Genomic DNA, 19,679 nt, shown 5'->3' on the forward strand with positions numbered 1-19,679 from the left:
GTACAGGCGCGATTGATGGCGTGGCTTGCGCGTGGGTTTAAGCCGCGCGTCCGCCGAGATACAGCTCACGCATGCGCGGATCGTTCAAAAGTTCATTCGCCTGGCCGGTGAGCGCGACTTTACCCAGCGCCAGCACATAGGCTCGGTCTGAGATGTGCAGGGCTTCCATCGCATTCTGTTCCACCATCAATATCGCCACGTTCTCTTCCCGGCGAATTGACTGTATGGCGTCGAAGACATCCGCCAGCATCTTGGGCGATAGTCCGGCGGAAGGCTCGTCCAACAGCAGGGTTGCGGGCCGGGGCATCAGGGCGCGCGTCAACGCCAGTATCTGGCGCTCTCCGCCGGAAAGTGCCGACGCCGTCGCGCGCCATTTTTTGCGCAGCAACGGATAGCGTTCGCACAGCGCTTCCATACGTTGTCGGCGCTGTCTGTCCGGCAGAAACTGACCGCCGGTTTGCAAATTTTCCTTGATAGTCAGGTTATTGAATACGTTGTCCGTCTGGGGCACAAAGCCAAGTGAGCACTCACGAACTTTTCTGTGGATCGGGATTCGGCCCACGTCGCGTTCGTCCAGCAGGATCTGTCCGCTGCGGGGCGTCAGATAGCCCGCAATGCATTTCAACAAGGTCGACTTGCCGCAGCCATTGGGGCCGAGCAGCGTGACGATCTCCGCGTTATTCACGTGCAGGGAGATGCCCTGAAGGATGTCGATGCCGGGGGTGTAACCCGCCACGACGTCGTGCAACGTAATCATACGGCCTCCTGCTGTGTTTGGGCGCTGCGGCCCAGATAGGCGTCCAGCACCTGCTGATTATTCGCCAGCTCGTCCGGATGGCAACTGGCGACGATGTGCCCGCGGTCCAGCACGATGCAGCGCTGGCATAGCTCGCGGATAAAGTGCATGTCGTGTTCGATAATCACCAGCGATAGCCCTTCGCGATTCAGACGCAATAGCGTCTCCACAATGTCCCGTCGCAGGTTGGGGTGAACGCCGGCCATCGGCTCNTCCAGCATCAGAATTTGCGGATCGCCCATCAGCGCACAGGCGATGCCCAGCAATTTCTTTTGGCCGCCGGACAGCGCGGCGGCGGGCAGGTCACGAACGGGGTTGAGCAGCAGCGCGTCAATCAGCGCCTGCGCCTTGGCGCTATCTTCCCGTTCGACGCGGCGAGTCGCCGGGAGCGACAGCAGACTGCTCCAGAAACCGTGGTGGCGGGTTCCCGCCGCCATCACCACTTCCATTACCGTCATCTTTTGCGGCATCGCCGGGAGCTGGAACGTCCGTGCGACGCCGGACTGAATGATGCGATGCGTCGGCAGCTTATCAATCCGTTTCCCCGCCACGCGAATGGCGCCGCCGTCTACGGGGGTGAATCCCGAGATCGCATTCAGCAGCGTACTTTTTCCTGACCCGTTCGGCCCGAGTAAACCGAGGATCTCCCCTTGATTTAGAGTGACGCTCACGTCCTCCAGCACGCGGTTGCCGCCGAAGGCCTTGCTGACATTTTCGATCTGCATCAGTGGCGTCATGACGGCATTCTCCTCAATTTTTCGGGCAGCAGTCCGCCGGAACGCCAGAGCAGGCAGGCCAGCAGGATCACGCCGACGGTGCCCAGACGCAGTGCGCCGGTGATATCGGAACCGATTTGGAACAGGTCTTTGGCGAAAGGAATGAAGGTGTACAGGCATTCAACGACCAGAACGCCCAACAGCACGCCCGCGACATTGCCGATGCCGCCGATCATCACCATGCTCCAGATCAGGAAGGTTTCGGAGGGCAGAAGGTAATCGGGGCTGACATAGCTGGTGTAATAGGCCATCAGAATGCCCGCGGCGGTAGCGATTGCCGCGCTGCACATCAGCGTGCGGCATTTCAGCCATTGCAGGTGATAGCCCATGCACGTCGCCAGCTGAGGCTGCTCGCGCATCAGGCGCAGCGCCCGGCCGAAGCGGCTTTGACCCAACCGATGGGTGATCAGCGCGACTAGCGCCACAGCCAACAAGATCACAACGGCGAAAACCATGCCGTCCCCTCGCGTTGAACCGGTCGACCACAACGGGACGATATTGCCCAGCCCTTGCGCGCCGCCGGTTAGATGGTCTTCGTTGATCGCAATCGTGCGAATGATCTCGGCGACGGCCAGCGTGGCGATCCCCCAGTAATCCGCCGCCAGCTGACGGCCCAGCACTGACATGCCTGCGCCAATCAGCATGGAAAGCGCCAGGCCGAATGCGCTGGCTTCGACAAAGGAAAGTCCCAGCCGAGCGCCAATTCCGGCGGAATAAGCGCCGATACCGACAAAGGCGATATGGCCGAAGTTCAGCAGTCCGGCATAGCCGGCCTGAATATTCAGCGCGAGCGCGATCAGGGCATAGATGCCGGTGATGCTAATCAGATGGAGCAGAAACTCAGACACGGCGCACCTCCCGGTTAAACAGTCCGTAAGGACGCAGCAGTAGCGCCAGCAGCAGAATGACGAACGACGCTGCATTGATATAGGTGACGGGAATAAACACCAGTTCGCTGCCGAATAGCCAGCCGAAGTCCAGATTGGTGACCAGCGTTTCGGTGACCGCAATCAGCAGCGCGCCGAAAATAGCCCCCAGCGGATTCCCCAATCCGCCGAGGATGGCGGCGGCCAGAATCGGCAACAGCAGATCGCTGCCCTGATTGACGTAGGCGCTGGAGTTGAGCGCCAGCATGGAGCCGCCGAGGCCTGCCAGCGTACCGGCGATGAAGTTGACGGTATGTACCAGCGCATCGGCGTTCAGGCCCGACGCGGCAGCCAGATCGCGGTTGCTGGCCAGCGCCCGAATGGAACGCCCGAGCGAGGTATAGAACAGCAGCGCGCCGAAGGCGACCAGCAGTGCCAGCGTGACGCCGAGCGTCCACAGCTGGTGACGAGAGACGAAGCTATCGGCCAGCGAAAGCGTTGGACTGAGCGGCAGGTTGTAGCTAACGGGCGACGATCCGGCGATCCCCAGAATCAGGGCGATCAGGATCATCGAGACGGCCAGCGATCCGATCATGGCGCTCGCCGGCCCGGACTGCGCCAGGCGGCGAAAGATCCCATGATGCAGCAGCGTCGCCATCGCGCCGGTCAGCACGCTGGCCAGCAAAATAGCCAGCAGGAACGGACTGCCAATCCCTAGCAGCGCGGCCGTCATGAAGGAACCCACCATGGCATATTGCACGTGCGCCACGTTGGCGAACCGCACCAGCCCGTAGACCAGACTGAGGCCGAGCGCGATGGGCGCCAGGTCCGCGGTGCGAAGCAGAGTATCGAGAATGAACTGAAGCATAGACTCTTCCTGAAAGGGAAACGGGGCGCGAACGCCCACGACCGCTTAGCGCAGTTCCTGAATTCCGTTAACGATTTTGACCTTCTTATAAGGCTGGGTCTGGCGCTGATTGTCGGCGCCCAGATTGAGCGGGCCGGTCACGCCGTCGAAGTGCGGCGCCACGTTCAGCATAGCCACTTGCAATGCTGCCGGGTCGGCGCTGCCTGCCTTGTTGATCGCGGCGGCGGCCAGCGTAATGCTGTCGTAGGCATAGCTGCTGTAGGCGGACTGCGGGGCGGTGCCATAGCGCTGTTTGAACCGGTCGATGTACCCTTGTCCTTGATCGCCAGTACCGGCGACTTCCATCCCTACACGACCTTCGATGTATTCTGCCGGCGTGTTGGCGGTGCTCATGGTCAGATACATGCCGTACCACGGCGTTTTGTTCAGACCTAGCTCATAGGATTCGCGGTTGAGTACCACCGCATCCTGACCGTAGGTGGTGTAGACGTAGGCGTCAGGCTTGACGCGGGAAAGCTGGCTTAGCTCGCGGCGGTAGGAGGATTGGCCGCCAGTGTAGAGCATTTTGGCGGCGACTTTGCCGCCCAGCGCCTGAAAATCTTTACTGAACTGATCCAGCATGCTTTGGCCGTAAGCGCCGTTGGGGGCGACGAATGCCACTTTGCGATAGCCCATCTCATAAACGTCTTTGGCGGAGAATCGCGTCGCCAGATCGGCAAGGCCGATCACGCTGTAGGAGTATTTACCGACGTTGCGCATATCGGTGCTGGAAGAGGTGATGTTGATGTGAACTCGCTGATTTTTTACCAGATATTGTCCGACGGGGATGGTCACGCTGGAGGAAAATTCCCCGGCGACCAGCGGTACGTTGTTGACCTGCGTCAGTTTGCGTACGGCATCAAGCGCGGTGACCGGGCTACCCGCGGAGTCTTCAATCATCACGGCCAGCTTCTGACCGTTGACGCCGCCGTGCGCGTTGACCTCATCCACGGCTAATTCGATTCCCCGGCGCATGTCTTCGCCGATGGTGGCGCTGACGCCAGTCAGTGGCAGAATGGCGCCGACGGTCACATCCGCCTGTGCGGGCAGGGTCGCGCCAAAGAGTGCGCCGCCAAGCAGCGCTGAAGCTAAAAGAGCCTGACGAAAATGCACGGTCATACCTGTTTCTCCTGGTCGGAATCATCAAAAAAGCGGAGCCGTAGCGGGCTTCATCCCTGGCGTTGTTATTAATCGTTGAGAATGCCACCGTCAGGGCGGAAAACCCCGCAATCCGGGGCTTCACCAACTGAATGACAGAGTGAATGATGAAGTGAATACACTTTGCCAGAAACGTTGGAGCAATTGCTATGCCACCCTGGTCAAAAAACGCACTTTAATGGAAACGGCGCGCGTTAATATTTCTCTCGATTGACGACTATTCACAGTAATAACAAGCAATAACGTGATACAGGCGAAGTTGGAAAACGCGACTTTGATTATTTATACGGAATACGAATAGATAATAAATAGATGGAATATAACCGCTGTTTTGTACGAAATTGCTTCAGATTGGTGCATTTGGATTCACCGTTGTGCAAGGTTTTCATTGTTTTATCATTATCGCCTTATTTTCTGATTCTCGTTATAAACAAGGTTGGGATTGTATTTTCATTCTCGGTTTAATGTGTGGATAGAGGTGTATGCACATCGTCGTTGTGTTATGAATTCAGGCGTGTTATCAATTTAATTAAGCTCATTTACGCCGTACTTATATAGGGCGCTCATCCCCCAGAATACGGTAATCATCATTTTAAATCCCGCGCCAACCCCGTGTCGGCTTTCGAGAGGAAATAACGTGCCGGTGAGTTCGAAAACAGTGCGCAGCGCAGACAGTGTGGAAAAAGTCTATGAAGCGGTGAAGGCGCTGGCGATTGATTATCACTTCAAGCCGGGCGAAAGAATTAACGAAGTTGAGCTGGCTGCGCGTCTGGGCGTGTCCCGCACGCCGGTTCGCGAGGCGCTGAATCGTCTGGCGCAGGACGGCTTCATGAGCTTCGTACCTAACCGCGGTTTCTACTCTCGAGACATCACGCCAGAAGGCGTACACGACCTCTATGAGATGCGCGCCATTGTTGAACAGGCCGCATTTCGTCTGGCCTGTCAGCGGGCCAGCGACGAAGAGATTGAACAAACGGCGGCAATTTGGGAGGAGAGTTGCCGGGCGCTTCCAGACCCGGAAACCATTTCGGATTGGACGAAAGTGGCGGAGGACGACGAGGCTTTTCATCTGGCCATCGCCCGCATAACGCGGAATAGTCGACTGTACGAAACGCTGGAGAGTCTGAACTCCCTGATTCGTTTTTTCCGCCGAATCGATCTGGAAACACCCAGCCGTCGTAATAATGCGTACGATGAACATATCGATATTATCGATGCAATGCGTCAGCGTGATATCGAACGCGGTGCGGCGTTAATGGAAAAACATGTTTCGCTCAGCGCCGATCATGCTATTGCCGTGACAAAAGAAGGGCTGGCGCGTATTTATTTCGGCAAACGAGACCGTCTTAAATAACCCATCTGGGGGCATTCTGAATAACGCTTCCTGGATGCTCATAGGTGGAAAAAATAAATCGTTGCGCTCTTTTTCTTTATTCCATCGCATCACTGAAATAGCGATTGAGAGTAAAGCAAAGGTTTTTTTTGCGTTATTGACGGCCAGTGTCTCTGACGCTCGGATCTCTCTGTCGATAATGCGGCGTGCCGCAGGTAGGGAGATCGCGTCAAGAAAACGCCGCTGGCTAAACCATCAAATGACCGCACGAAGACGCCACGTTATCGGCCGTTAGACGACGATGATGAAATTTTGTGTTTATTTTCGCGTGCAATGTCTGCGGTCGGATGAGGAGATTGGGCGCCGCCGTAGGTCATGCTCCCAGTCATCAAATAGAATTAGTTACGTCATTTCAGGGGAATATCATGAGTCAAATTCACTTTATCGGGGCAGGGCAAATGGCGGAGGCCATTATTCGGGCGGCGTTGAACAGCGGTAAGCTGGCGCACGATGCCGTGACGCTGGAAGATATCGACGCCTCACGAATTTCGACACTCACGGAGCGTTATCAGCTGACGTCGGCTCTGAGCGAGGATGCCGCGCTGAAAAACGCCGACTACATTGTGATGGGCGTTCGACCGCAGGATGACATCGCGGCGGTGTCTGCCCGCATCCGTCAGCATGCGGCCCCCGAGGCGACGGTGGTCTCCATCATCGCGGGCGTCACGCTAGCGACGCTGACCGAACAGCTGGGCGAAACGCGTCCCATCGCGCGCGTCATCCCGAACACGTTAACCGATACCGGATATGGCTACAGCGGCGCGGTGCTGAATGATCGGGTAGAAGAGGCGCCGTTGCGGGCGTTTTTGGAAAGTTTCGGCAAGGTCATGGTACTGGAGGAGCGGCTGCTGGATATTTTTACCGGCTTTGGTGTCGCTGGCCCCAACTACGTCTACTATTTCATCGAGTCGCTGGTGGATGCTGGCGTTTTGGCCGGGCTACCGCGGCAACAGGCGACGCAGGTCGCCTATGAGAATCTGGTCGGCGCGGTCGCGATGCTCAATATCAGCGGCAAACATCCGCGACAGCTGCTGGACATCAATAATTCGCCAGCGGGCGTCGGTATGCATGGCCTGTATGAGTTGAACAATAGTGACTTCGCCGCCGGACTGCAACGCAGCGTGCTGGCGGCGGTCAAACGCACCACCGAACTGGCGAAATCCTAAGCCGCGCGCATCTCGTCGCGGCGAGATGCGCGAACCAATGCCTGCATACCGCGCCGAAGAAGCTCTGCGCCGCGGTATCCCGTCCCGCCCATCGCCACCTATCGTTATTATGCAAGGTATCGCTTATTGATTCGATAATGACAACGCATTAGCCCGCCGCCGCGCATTTCTGTACTTTAACCCCATACCAACACGCATGAGGATAAAGTGATGTCAGTAATTAACACCAAAGTTAAACCATTCAAAAACACGGCTTTCAAGAACGGTGAATTCATCGAAGTTACCGAAAAAGACATTGAAGGTAAGTGGAGTGTGTTCTTCTTTTACCCGGCTGACTTTACGTTTGTCTGCCCGACCGAATTGGGCGACGTGGCTGACTACTACGATGAATTCCAGGAGCGTGGCGTAGAAATCTACTCTGTGTCTACCGATACCCACTTTACGCACAAAGCATGGCACGGCAGCTCAGATACCATCGGCAAGATCAAATACACCATGATCGGCGACCCGACAGGCCAGCTGAGCCGTAACTTCGAAAACCTGCGTGAAGCCGAAGGCCTGGCAGACCGTGGTACCTTCATCGTTGACCCGCAGGGCATTATCCAGGCGGTTGAGATCACCGCTGAAGGCATCGGCCGTGACGCTTCCGACCTGCTGCGCAAAGTGAAAGCCGCTCAGTACGTTGCCGCTCACCCAGGTGAAGTTTGCCCGGCAAAATGGAAAGAAGGTGAAGCGACTCTGGCTCCATCTCTGGACCTGGTCGGCAAAATCTAAGCCTGCTTTCGCTAATCATCTATTGATACTTTTATCGGGTGCATAGCACCCGATTTTTTTCGCACTGAGGGATAATCAATGCTCGACAACACAATGAAAGTCCAGTTGAAAGCCTACCTGGAAAAATTAACCAAACCTGTTGAGTTAGTCGCGACGCTGGATGACTCAGCAAAATCTTCTGAAGTCAGAGAATTGCTGACTGAGATCGCAGGATTATCTGAACAGGTCAGTTTCACCGAAAACAATGACCTGCCAGTGCGTAAGCCCTCTTTCCTGATCACCAATCCGGGTTCTCAGAGCGGTCCGCGTTTCGCCGGTGTCCCGATGGGCCACGAATTTACTTCGTTGGTGCTGGCACTGTTGCAGGTCGGCGGACACCCGTCTAAAGAATCTCAGGAATTGCTCGACCAGATTCGTGGTCTGGACGGCGAGTTCCATTTTGAAACTTACTACTCGCTGTCGTGTCACAACTGCCCCGACGTCGTTCAGGCGCTGAATCTGATGTCAGTGCTGAACCCGAACATCACCCACAGCGCGATTGATGGCGGTGTGTTCCAGGACGAAATCGAAAGCCGAAACGTCATGGGCGTGCCAACCGTGTTCCTGAATGGCGAACACTTCAGCCAGGGTCGTATGACGCTGAGCGAAATCGTCAACAAGATCGATACCGGCGCCAGCGCCAAGCAGGTTGAACAGCTGAATCAGCGTTCGGTCTACGACGTCCTGATCATCGGCAGCGGTCCTGCCGGGGCGGCGTCTGCGGTTTACTCTGCGCGTAAAGGCATCCGTACCGGCCTGATGGGCGAACGTTTCGGCGGCCAGATTCTGGATACCGTCGACATTGAAAACTACATCTCCGTGCCGAAAACAGAGGGCGCCAAGCTGGCGACCGCGCTGAAGAGCCACGTAGACGATTACGATGTGGACGTGATCGACGCGCAGACCGCTACGGCGCTGATCCCAGCCGCTGAACCGGGCATGCCGCACCAGATTGAAACCGCCTCCGGCGCGGTATTGAAGTCCCGCACGGTCATCATTTCTACCGGCGCACGCTGGAGAAACATGAATGTGCCAGGTGAAGACCAGTACCGTACCCGAGGGGTCACCTATTGCCCGCACTGCGACGGCCCTCTGTTTAAAGGCAAGCACGTCGCAGTCATCGGCGGCGGTAACTCTGGCGTCGAAGCGGCCATCGNCCTCGCTGGCGTGGTAAAACACGTCACGCTGCTGGAGTTTGCTCCAGAGCTGAAAGCCGACTCCGTGCTGCAAGATAAAGTCCGCAGCCTGCCGAACGTCGACATTATTGTTAATGCGCAGACGACGGAAGNGAAAGGCGACGGCCAGAAAGTGACCGGACTGTCTTATAAAGATCGCGTCAGCGAAACTGAGCACGAGCTGGCGTTGGAAGGGATCTTTGTGCAAATCGGTCTGCTGCCGAACACCCAATGGCTGGAAGGGACGGTGGCTAGAAACCGTATCGGCGAAATCGAGATCGACGCGAAATGCGAAACGAGCGTTAAAGGCATCTTCGCGGCTGGCGATTGCACCACGGTGCCGTACAAGCAGATCATCATTGCCACCGGCGAAGGGGCGAAAGCTTCGCTGAGCGCGTTTGATTATCTGATCAGAACGCAGTCGGCATAACTGCCGATACGGCGCTGGGGCGCCGTGAAAATATCTCTCTTGTTGTGTCTGTGTCTGGAAAACCGCTCGGCTTTTGCTGAGCGGTTGTTTTTCGTCTATCTCCCACGTGCGATGAAAGGGTCAACCGCGAACGTATTGTGGCTTCACGCGTCTGGATAGGGTAGGCGAATTCTTCGCCCAATATCTGTGTCATGGCTTTGATATTCATCCTGATCCTTGGCTCCACAAATCCGGTCTGTAAAAACGCCTACAGGCCTTTTCAGGCGTTTTGACCTGTAATAAATCTGCTCTCACGCCTTGAACGCATTTAGGCGAGTTTGAGGCGCGAGGAGGTATTGTTTCGACCTGAATAAGCCGTTATGCGATGAAAGGTCACCATCTTGTTATTCCTACACGGTGAAATGCAGAATGACGAGGGGATCGGGTAGGAAACGGGAAAAAATGTACGAGGATCGAGGCGGGCTTGAATTTGCCCGGCAGCAACGGCGCCTCGGCCTCCTGACAGGTGTCGGCGTGTTGATAAAGCCTCTTAACACGAGCGCTTTCACACGCCGTAGGGGGGAGCGCCCTCAACGAGTTTGTTCATCGAGCTTGAGGGGGATACTTTTCATTGCTCCTTTTTCTTCTATTGGCTCGCCTTTGTAATAACTAAGTCGCTATTTAAAAAATGACTCACCTCTACTGTTATTTTTTAAAAATCCAGCGGATAGAATAAATAATATTTTCAAGTACTATTTTTTATAGGTTTTTGGGATATGCATGGTTTTTTGGACATCAAATAATGTAATTTTTTACCAATTTAACCTATTAGTGTCAGCAGAGTGTAAATGTGATAATAATTCCACAAAATAACGATTTAAGGACTAAAGTTTTATAAGATAAAACCGTTAATATATATTCGCCAATACAACTAGGGAATTCACTATGAAACATAATTATTCTTTTTTGAAAATCGCATTACCCATTATCTTTACCATGATTCTTCCGAAAGCATTTGCCGCATCCGGCGTTATTCATTTTACCGGAGCGTTTGTTGAGTCTCCTTGTGATGTGACTCCAAATGCCCAGCACATCGCGGTTAGCTGCTTTCGTAACGGAAAAAGCCAGGCAATTCAGGTAAATAACCAATCACAGTCCAATATTTTGCCTCAGAATATTGGTTCTGTAAAAACGATAACGCTTCAGCCGGGCGTGAAGTCTATGGTCATTAATTACAACTGATTTGTTGAGTTAAAAAATCGGATGCCTACTGGCTATTTTAATAATAAAAATCTTACTCTAATAATAAAACTGTCAGGGACGACATTTATCCCCTATTAATCATCATGTTCCAATTTTAGTTATTAAAACCCCTCATCTAAATAACCTAAAACCTGCTATTTTATTCATTACATCGCACGCAAATTATTACCATTGATAATTAAACTTTGACCGCCGCAGCTCACGGTGAAACTGAGATGCGTGACGGTTTTTTTTTCATAAACTCATCACAGCGACGTTCTGCCGGTTAATTCATGCCGGCCTCCCTTCTTCTTATCCTCACTTCTCCTTCATCGGGACGTCCCCGGAGAGGCGTTGCGTTGCGATGGTACGGTGAGACCGGTCGAGACCTTGTCGTCTTGTCTCGTTAAGGCGCTCTCTCGCTAAGCGGTCATGGCTGACGACGACGGGGTGTTGAATCGNCGGTTGCCACAGCTTTTGGCATGGGAAAGACACAACGCTTTTCTATGACAGGTTATTCGACCCAGCGACAAGAAAAAGATAGTTAAAGTGAATCTATTTTCTCTCTGTCTCCTGCTTAAATAACATGCTTATTTTCACCTTATTCATTCTAATGAAAGATTGTTATTTTATGGGAATATATTACCTATAAACTCTGTTTATTAGCTTCCTTATTTTTTTATAAAATGATTTATTTTTGGTAATTTATTTTGATTGGTCTTATTTGGCGCGCCGGTATATTAAATTATTTCGTCACGACTAGCGCGAAATTAAAAATAGTATTGTATATTATTAAAATATAACCGTTACATTACGGATTAAAAACAATAATTTTATTGACATTTTTTCACACATAGCGAGGAGAGAACTATGGCAACTGAGAGTGAGGTTGTGATTTATAATGGCTATAAAATCCATGTCGACAAAAACATATACGACCCTGAACTAAAAACGGCCATCTTTATAAATGGGGCTTTAGCCACATCGTCTTCATTTCTTATTTGGGTAAAACACCTAAAAGGAAAGGTAAATACGATTCTTTTCGATTTCCCTTTTGCGGGTAAATCCAAGCCGTTGAATGACTCATTGGATATCATCACGAAAGAACAGGAAGTGGATATCATCAACTTCCTGATAAGACGTTATCGGCCTGAGATCATCATGTCCGTTTCCTGGGGCGGGTTGGGGGCGCTGATGGCTGCCTCGCAAAACAACGACATCCTGGAGATGGCGGTTATCGGGGCCTTCTCCATGACAATCAATGAAAAAATGGAACGCTATATTCTCAAAGCCCGTGACTATGTTTATCAGAAAGAGTTCGAAGCAGTCGCTAACCTGTTAAACAATGAGGTGGGAAAATACCTGCCGAGATTATTTAAGAGAACTAATTTTAATCACGTGGCTCATCTGGATGAGCATGAATATCGTCAGGCTTGTTTTCATCTTGAACAAATTTTGACGTTGAGGGATTATGATTATGAAAAATTTATTAGCAAGATATCCATTCCAGTCATATTTATTAATGGTGAAAAGGATGAATACACGACTTCTAAAGAGGTAAAAAATCTCGGTCGTTATCTTGATGATGCTCGATTCTATACGTTGAAGGATGCCGGTCATTTTCTTGACCTGGAGAGNAAAGCGGCTTCTTTGGGGGTGAAATCGATATTCGAAGAGATTTTTATTAACCAACAGGAGTGTGTATGAATTTGTTTTTGGCGACCCTTGGATCGTCCGGCGATGTATTTCCTTTTATTATAATTGGTGAGCACATGGCCAAACGTGGCCATAAGGTCTTTTTGTGTACTAACCCTTATTTTAAATGTTTGGCCGAGTCTCGCGGGCTGGAATTTATCAGCGTGGGTTCAGCGCAGGAATATATTGCTGGGGTACATTCAAGAGCGCTGTGGGACAGTGAAACGGCATTGGATACTCTGTGCCGCTATATGTTGAAACAGCAGGATGAGATGTACCAGCAGTTGGAGCGCGTTGTAGACGGCTCCTCGGTGCTGCTGACGTCGCTCTGGTCTTTTTCCGCCAAAACGTTGGGAGAGCGGAAAGGCTGCTGCACTCTTCCGGTACGTGTGGGGCCATCGACGTTTTTGTCGTGCTACAACCTGCCTCAGCATGGAAAACTGGCGCTGGCGAACACGCTTCCGATGACGCTGCGCAAAGGAATAGTGTCACTGTTTGAAAAACAGGTGCTCGATAAACGGTTCTGCGCCGAGGTCAACACGCTGAGATCGCGCGTGGGTCTGGCGCCCGTCAAACGGATCCTGTCGCAGTGGGTGCATACGTCTGCCGATGGTTTGATCTGCCTGTTTCCCGAGTGGTTCGCCCATCCGCAGCCAGACTGGCCGCGCAATGCCAACCTTGTGGGGCTGCCCTTGTTTGAAGCTGAGAATGCGCCCGTCGACGAAGAACTGGGCCGCTTCCTTGAACGTGAAACGGTGTTGTTCTCTCCCGGCTGGTCGCTGCAGTTCGATGAATATTTCTTTAATGCCATTGTCGCCGAAGTCACACGTCAGCGGCGGCAGTGTCTGGTCGTCGGGGTGAATCCGGAGGATGTCCCCGTACGGCCGGGCGTTTTAGTCAAAAAGGAGGTCGATCTGGCGGCCTGCCTGCGTCACTGCGTGGCTGCGGTACACCACGGCGGCATCGGCACTATCTCGCACTGCTTCTACCAAAGTGTGCCACAGTTGATTTTCCCTAGCGCGTTCGATCAATTTGATAATGCTTACCGGGTTGAACAGCTAGGTTGCGGCATTCAGGCCAAGAGCCGCCTGCCGGAGAAATTTTCAGACGCCCTCGATCGGGTGATGACCGATGAAAACATGCGTGAGCGATGCCGCCGTATTCAGGAGAAATACGGCGACAAAAATCACTGTTTGGAGAATGTCAGGCACGCGCTGGAGCAGGCGCACCAGCGCCATGCCTCCTGCCCCGGCAGCGTCGCTTACAGATGACCGGACAAACGCTGATGCATGTGGGTGCTGTGGGCATCCAGCCCGACGATCGACACGCGGGTGCTGTAGCGCCGATAGCGATTTTCGATGGCGTCCAAAGCGGCCACGCTGGACGCGTCCCAGATCTGGGCGAGAGTGAGATCGATGGTCACCTGCTGCGGATCTTCGGCATACTGAAAATGTTCGAACAGATCGTTGCTGCTGCCGAAAAACAGTGGGCCTTTCACGCGATAACACACTGACTTTCCGTCTGCGCTGAGTTCCCGCTCGGCATCGATGACGTGAGCGACGCGCCGGGCGAACAGCAGAATGGCGAAGATGACGCCGCCCGCGACGCCGATCGCCAGATTGCCGGTCCACACGGTGGCAATGACGGTGATGACCATAATCAGGGTTTCAGACAGGGGCATCCTCCTCAGCGTCGCGGGCTGCAAACTGTGCCAGTTAACCGTTTTCAACGCGACGATCATCATGATACCGGCCAGCGCTACCATCGGGATTTGCGCCATGATATGGCTTAGACTCGTCACAAGAATGAGCAAAACTAACCCTGCCGCCACGGTGGAAACCCGGCTACGGGCTTTACCCATTTCGACGTTGACGACCGTTTGACCGATCATCGCGCAGCCTGCAATGCCGCCGTAAAAGCCTGCAAAGATATTGCCGATGCCCAGCCCCCAGCATTCGCGCTGTTTGCTGGAGTGCGTATCGGTCATGTCGTCCACCATTTTGGCCGTTAGCAGCGACTCCATCAGCCCGACAAACGCCACGCTGAGCGCCGTCGGCCAGATAATGGACAGCGTTTCCAGATTGAGCGGCTGGGTCAGTTGGGTGAACCCTGGCAGTCCGGCCTGCATCGGCCCCGCATCGCCGACGGTCGGGACGTGCAGGCCGAGCATCAGCGCGGCGGCGGTGATGACCACAATCGCAATCAGCGGCGACGGCACGCTTTTGAGCAAATAAGGCAGCAGGATGACAATCGTGATTGTCGCCACAAACAGCAGCCAGACGGCAGGCGACTGGCCCAGGACGTGCGGCACCTGCGCGGCAAAAATCAGTATCCCCAGCGCGTTGACGAAGCCGAGCATCACCGAGCGCGGAATATAGCGCATCATGCGCGATAGGCCGACCAGGCCGAACACTATCTGAATGATGCCCGCCAGAATGACGGCGGGAAGGATATAACCCNCGCCGTGAGCATGCACCATCGGGCCGATGACCAGCGCGACCGAACCGGCGGCGGCGGTCACCATCGCAGGGCGGCCGCCTAGCACGGAGAGAGTGAGGCACAGCACGACGGAGGCGATGAGACTCACTTTCGGGTCCACGCCGGCGATAACGGAAAACGAGATGACCTCGGGAATGAGCGCGAGTGCGGTGATGACTCCGGCCAGACATTCACGGATGAGTGCTGAGGGGGAACGAAATACCGCGGCCACGGAAGCGGGTCCGGCCGGGGTTTTTACTGCGGTATCGGAAGATGGCGTCATAGCGTTTTTTTTTGTGGTTAAGGGGAGCAACGAGTCAGCGGTAGTGAAAAGCATAATTTATCGCCGGGATAAATGATATCGCGTTGGGGAAGGAAAAAGACGGCGGGGGGAGCGCCCTGCCGTCTTTGAGTGCGGCGGTTAACGCAAATCCACCGTCAGTTCCGGCGTGCCGAAGCTAATGAGTTTGGCATTCGACGCCTCAAAATAATCTTGCCAGAAGGTTTTCAGCTGTCGCAACACTTTCCCCGAACGATAGCTGTTTTTCGCATTGATANCGATCAGGCCGGCACCCGCCACATACACGTTAGCGCCGCCAAAGTCCGCCAGCAGCCCTTGTCGCGTGACGCGCTGTAGCTCATTCTGCGGCGAGAGTTCACGGATAGCCTGCTGACGATAGAAGCTATCAAAATCGCTGTTTTCCAGCATATCCGAAATTAGCAAAATCGTGGTCTGCGAAGAGGGGCTGTGTTGCAGATCGCTGGCGATATGCTTCAGGCTATCGAGAATTTCGCTTTTGGCGATACGGGTTTGACTATCCGCGAAGCTTGCGGCCATGTGTCCGCCGAGGGTCTTAGCAAAGAACTGCTGTTGCTGAACCAGACAAGCATCCAGCGATTTGAGGCTGTCCATCCCGATGCCATTACGCGTCTTTTTGTCAATGAACGGCATTTCCAGCCGTCCGTCGAAGACGCGCTTCATGTAGTTATCCTGTAGCAGCGCCGAGAACTGGTACAGCATGACGTGGTCGCCCGGCTGCACGAAACGTAGTACCTGATTCCAGGTGGATTTTTTCAGGTCGAGCGGGACCGTGACCGTCTGGTCTACGATGATGACCAGCTCCCGGCCCGTTTCCGCCGGGCGATACTGCGCCATGTGCGCATAGTCATAGCAACTGGGGATATCGTTACGCGGCGCGGCGGCGACCGCCGTGCTGATCCCCCACAGCAGCAGGGCAAGGCAATATTTCATGACCGGTTCCTTTTTTTCTTCTCTCTTCTAGGCGCGCGCTTTGTTGAGGATCGCCTGCACACGTTGGCGGCTCGCCAGCGCATCCAGAGACAGTCCCAGCGCTTTCGCCACCTGCGCCAGCTCTTCTGCGCTCAGCGTGGTCAGATCGCCGAGGGATTCAATCCGTGCGGTGTCATCGCGATCGGCAGCGACGGGGGCCGCGGGCGACACGTCAGGCGTTGCCGATGCGACCGGGCTGACGGTTTCCGGAGCCGGAGAGGCGACGACCTGCGCAGCCTGCGGCGTTTTTGTCGGAGCCTGTTCATGGTTCTGGTGACGTTGGTTCTTTTCGCGATCCGACTGCTTGCCGAGCACGTAGTCGTCGAAGGTCGGCATCTGCGACAGCGGTTCGCTGCGGCCGTTTTGCCGCTGCATCATGAGCCGGTTTTGCAACGAGGCGAGCTTCTGCTGCGCATCGCGCTCTACGCGTTCGCGGCGGGCGGCATGGTAGGCGGCGAACTCATCCGACCCGCTGAAGTTACCGATATATTTGGCGGCCTTGGCGGAGTCAATGCCGGCGAAGGAACGGAAAATTCCGATAAGAATACCGATCAGCTGCACGCCCACAAAAATCACAGAGAGGATGATGAAGGTCAGCTTCGAGGCGAAAACGCGATTGCTGGCGACTTCGGCGACGGCCTGTTTGTCTGCGGCATGGTTGTCCTCGACCGCGGCGGCAGGCAGCTCGAACGGCGAACCGCCGCTTTCTGCGCCGCTCTGACTAAACGGGGAGGCGTTGACGGCCTGGGTCTCCATCGCATTAATCGTGGCGGCGCGAATAAAGTAGGCGCCAAAGGCGAACGTGGTGATCAGGACCAACGCGACGAAGGTGCACCAGTATTGCGGCTTGACCTGAACACCGTGATTGATGCGGTTCAGGATCTGGATGTAGTTCGGCTCGCCGTCGTCGTCGCGGCTATTTTCCAGCGTGATCCGGTGGCTGCTCATCAGCTCTTTGGCGCTTTTGTTGTGTCGCGCTTCGGAGTGCCAGTAGCGGATTTTTTTCAGCAGCGTGTTTTTGTGCAGCTCCGCCCCCATCAGATGGGTGGCCGGCACCAAAATGACCCCGATCAAGACCGAGATGACCAACGCGGAAAATTCAGCCTGATTGGCAGAGATGTTGTTGGCGATAAAGGGCGACAGTACCAGCGCAAAAATAAAGGCTTCCAGAATCACCAGCGCGATGCTGCACAGCCACAGAACGATGCCGGNGGGTTTGCGTCCGCGCTCCTCGACTTTATCGAGATAATCGACGCAGCGCCGATAAAAGCTCGCATCACGGCTGGTGGTCTGGTGATAGGCGTAATATTTGGCGCACAGGGCTTCTTCCGACGGATACCACTCTTTATTCCCGGTGCCAGGCCGACGGGGTTCGTGGCTGCGCGACAGGCGAGCGATATGGCCGATAAGCGGAAAGCTGGCGGCCAGATTGAGGAAAAAATAGCTGACGGTGTTCCACCAGCGGATCACCACCAGCGTGAGCACCATCAATCCGAATAGGGGCCAGAAAATGTAGCCGTAGGCCGCAATGGCCTCGGCGATAGTCTGAAATAACTCCATATCATTATCCTTAAATTAGCTGCGTGCTGGCGTGTAGGCCGCCATATATTTTTTGTTGTCGCCGTTGCCGAAGTAGAACAGTTGGCCCTGCTGACTTTTAGGCTGGTCTTTCGCGACCAGCAGGTCGATACAGGACAGGTTTTGCTGCTGTCCGTCCTGGATGTAAACGCGATAAAGAATGTTGTCTTCACCTTCCCACGCGTTAGCGACCGCCTTCAGCGGCGCATCGGATTTACGGTTGTTATCCTCATAGTTGCGCGTGACATAGACCCTGGGGTCTTCCGTCACGCTGGCGTTTTCCCGCAATACGCGTACCGGAGACAGTGTGACCAGATGGCCGTTCACCAGCCCGGCCCAGGCGCGGCCGTTCATTCCCGGCAGATATTCCCGCGTTTCATGGACGCCGACCGGTTGGCCGCTGGCCAGATTCCGCGCCTCGCCGCTGACGCGTACCGTGTCGGCGATGCAGCTTTTGGCGACCACGCTGGCATGGGCTTCGCCGATCAGGCTGAAGCCGCGATGCTGAGGGGTTAGATTGGCCGCCAGACTCGGCAGGCTGGCGTTGACCGCATCGCCGCCGAAATCGACGTAATGTTTGCTCTCGGTTGCTTTTGCTGGCCGAGGGGCGGCGGCTGAGCTGGACGGCGTTGCGGGAATGGATACGGCGGGTTCTGCCTTACGGGGAGCCGTCTTNGTACTGTCCGAGGGACGCTTCGCTACGACAGTCGCCGTGCCAGCGGTGCCGTGCTCCAGGTAACGGGGGTTGTTGCCTTCCTGCTGCAAACGTTGTTTCAGCAGGGCTTCGCTCGCGAGTCCGACCAGTTCAACCCGGCGGTTAGCGGCACGTCCTTTGTCCGTGTCGTTGTCAGCGATAGGCCGTGATGACCCCGCGCCCTGAAAATACAGGCGGCTGGCGCTGATGCCCGCCTGTTCCAGTATGTGGCCGACGTTGCGCGCCCGGCGTTCGGATAACCGCTGATTCAGGCTGGCGCTGCCGGTTGCGTCAGTATGGCCTACAACCAGCAACAGTCCGGCATCGTTGCCTTCCCCGGTCTTCATCGCGGCGGCCAGCTTTTTCACCTGACGCAGCCCGTCGGGCGTCAAATCCGCGCTCCCTGTTGGGAACATGGCGCTATCTTCCACCTGTGCGACGATCCCTACCGTCTCACCGCCGGATGAACGATCGGTTTTCAGCGTTTCCGTATAGATCGCGATGTTTTCATCGGCGGCGATCTGCGCCAGCGCTTTTTCTCTGTTTTGCCAGACATTGCCGACGGCACAGCCCGCGATCCCCCCGATGATGCCCCCCGCGACGGCTTTTTGCGCATTATGTGTGGCGAGGTAGGCTAAGCCGCCGCCCAATGCGGCGCCACCGATACAGCCAATCGCCGTACCGTAGGACTGACCCATATTGTGAAGGCTGGAACAGCTGGAAGTTAGGGAGACAATCATGGCGAGAACGGCGGCTTTCCGTAAGTGCTTCNCTTTCAAACTCTGATCCCCAGACGTAGACCACCCATCCATAGTGTAAGTGGCATGTAATAGAAGGTAAAAAAAAGTCAGGATGGGTATGAAAACATGAATGCAGGCTTCGCGCTATCGTTTTGCGCCCGAACTTTTCGCCGGTGAGCACCGTGAAAATCGTTTTATTTATCGCACGCAACACGGGAGAATTTCGCATTTAAATCTATTTAAATCATATGGTTGAAAGTCATTAATAAAAAGAAATAGTCTGACGCGGGTAAAAATATTGAATGACCGACAAATAAAAAACGGCGCCAGCGAGAAACGGCCACGGAGCTTTTCTCTCCGGTCTGCGCGATCCAAGCGATGAACCGTCATGACCGTCGCTGCCGTTCAGGAAAGCGGACGTATAGACACCCCTGCATAACCCTCTCGGCCTCTCCCATCAACAAAGGGATTTGTCGGGAGAGCGTCCCACGTATCAGGATTC

At 54.6% G+C, this 19,679-nt stretch carries 14 protein-coding genes; 7 read left to right on the plus strand and 7 right to left on the minus strand.

The features are described 5' to 3' along the window. Nucleotides 1–37: 37 nt before the first annotated feature. The 5 genes from RZ35_RS03200 to RZ35_RS03220 form a co-directional block, all read right to left on the minus strand. Nucleotides 38–757: an ABC transporter ATP-binding protein gene (locus tag RZ35_RS03200; protein ID WP_026742007.1), complete on the minus strand. Its 720-nt coding sequence runs from the start codon at nucleotides 755–757 to the stop codon at nucleotides 38–40. Continuing rightward, nucleotides 754–1,533, minus strand: a complete 780-nt coding sequence (locus RZ35_RS03205) for an ABC transporter ATP-binding protein (protein ID WP_026742008.1) — start codon at nucleotides 1,531–1,533, stop codon at nucleotides 754–756. The genes RZ35_RS03200 and RZ35_RS03205 overlap by 4 nt, the downstream gene beginning before the upstream one ends. Continuing rightward, the gene (locus tag RZ35_RS03210) at nucleotides 1,530–2,420 is read right to left on the minus strand and encodes a branched-chain amino acid ABC transporter permease (protein ID WP_026742009.1); all 891 of its coding nucleotides are present in this window, start codon (nucleotides 2,418–2,420) and stop codon (nucleotides 1,530–1,532) included. The genes RZ35_RS03205 and RZ35_RS03210 overlap by 4 nt, the downstream gene beginning before the upstream one ends. Continuing rightward, entirely contained in the window at nucleotides 2,413–3,306 is an 894-nt protein-coding gene (locus RZ35_RS03215) for a branched-chain amino acid ABC transporter permease (protein ID WP_026742010.1), read from the minus strand. Before RZ35_RS03215 ends, RZ35_RS03210 begins: the two co-directional genes overlap by 8 nt. A gap of 45 nt (nucleotides 3,307–3,351) precedes the next feature. Continuing rightward, nucleotides 3,352–4,464 carry an ABC transporter substrate-binding protein gene (locus tag RZ35_RS03220; RefSeq protein ID WP_026742011.1) on the minus strand — a complete coding sequence of 371 codons (1,113 nt, stop codon included), beginning with the start codon at nucleotides 4,462–4,464 and terminating at the stop codon, nucleotides 3,352–3,354. A 682-nt stretch (nucleotides 4,465–5,146) separates the two neighbouring features. Between RZ35_RS03220 and RZ35_RS03225 the strand changes: the two genes are divergently transcribed. The 7 genes from RZ35_RS03225 (at nucleotide 5,147) to RZ35_RS03255 (ending at nucleotide 13,667) form a co-directional block, all read left to right on the plus strand. Next, nucleotides 5,147–5,857, plus strand: a complete 711-nt coding sequence (locus RZ35_RS03225) for a GntR family transcriptional regulator (protein ID WP_235195075.1) — start codon at nucleotides 5,147–5,149, stop codon at nucleotides 5,855–5,857. Between the two features lie 404 nt (nucleotides 5,858–6,261). Further along, entirely contained in the window at nucleotides 6,262–7,062 is an 801-nt protein-coding gene (locus RZ35_RS03230) for a pyrroline-5-carboxylate reductase family protein (protein ID WP_026742013.1), read from the plus strand. Between the two features lie 210 nt (nucleotides 7,063–7,272). Further along, the gene (ahpC, locus tag RZ35_RS03235; RefSeq protein ID WP_026742014.1) at nucleotides 7,273–7,836 is read left to right on the plus strand and encodes an alkyl hydroperoxide reductase subunit C; all 564 of its coding nucleotides are present in this window, start codon (nucleotides 7,273–7,275) and stop codon (nucleotides 7,834–7,836) included. Nucleotides 7,837–7,914: 78 nt separating this feature from the next. Beyond that, nucleotides 7,915–9,480: an alkyl hydroperoxide reductase subunit F gene (ahpF, locus tag RZ35_RS03240; RefSeq protein ID WP_026742015.1), complete on the plus strand. Its 1,566-nt coding sequence runs from the start codon at nucleotides 7,915–7,917 to the stop codon at nucleotides 9,478–9,480. Between the two features lie 924 nt (nucleotides 9,481–10,404). Beyond that, nucleotides 10,405–10,701, plus strand: coding sequence for a fimbrial protein (locus tag RZ35_RS03245; protein ID WP_051625455.1), 297 nt, complete (start codon nucleotides 10,405–10,407; stop codon nucleotides 10,699–10,701). 870 nt (nucleotides 10,702–11,571) lie between these two features. Further along, a complete protein-coding gene (locus RZ35_RS03250; RefSeq protein ID WP_026742016.1) occupies nucleotides 11,572–12,408 on the plus strand; it encodes an alpha/beta fold hydrolase in 837 nt (278 codons plus the stop codon). Further along, a complete protein-coding gene (locus RZ35_RS03255; protein WP_026742017.1) occupies nucleotides 12,405–13,667 on the plus strand; it encodes a glycosyltransferase in 1,263 nt (420 codons plus the stop codon). Before RZ35_RS03250 ends, RZ35_RS03255 begins: the two co-directional genes overlap by 4 nt. Here the strand turns inward: RZ35_RS03255 and RZ35_RS03260 are convergent. Together RZ35_RS03260 and RZ35_RS03275 are read right to left on the minus strand one after the other, a co-directional pair. Then, nucleotides 13,658–15,157 (minus strand): SulP family inorganic anion transporter, encoded by a 1,500-nt coding sequence (locus RZ35_RS03260; protein ID WP_026742018.1) that lies wholly within the window; start codon nucleotides 15,155–15,157, stop codon nucleotides 13,658–13,660. The genes RZ35_RS03255 and RZ35_RS03260 overlap by 10 nt on opposite strands. A gap of 2,583 nt (nucleotides 15,158–17,740) precedes the next feature. Further along, a complete protein-coding gene (locus RZ35_RS03275; protein ID WP_455709683.1) occupies nucleotides 17,741–19,249 on the minus strand; it encodes an OmpA family protein in 1,509 nt (502 codons plus the stop codon). Nucleotides 19,250–19,679: the final 430 nt, after the last annotated feature.

This window comes from Lonsdalea quercina subsp. quercina, assembly GCF_000688655.1.
Classification (GTDB): Bacteria; Pseudomonadota; Gammaproteobacteria; order Enterobacterales; family Enterobacteriaceae; genus Lonsdalea; species Lonsdalea quercina.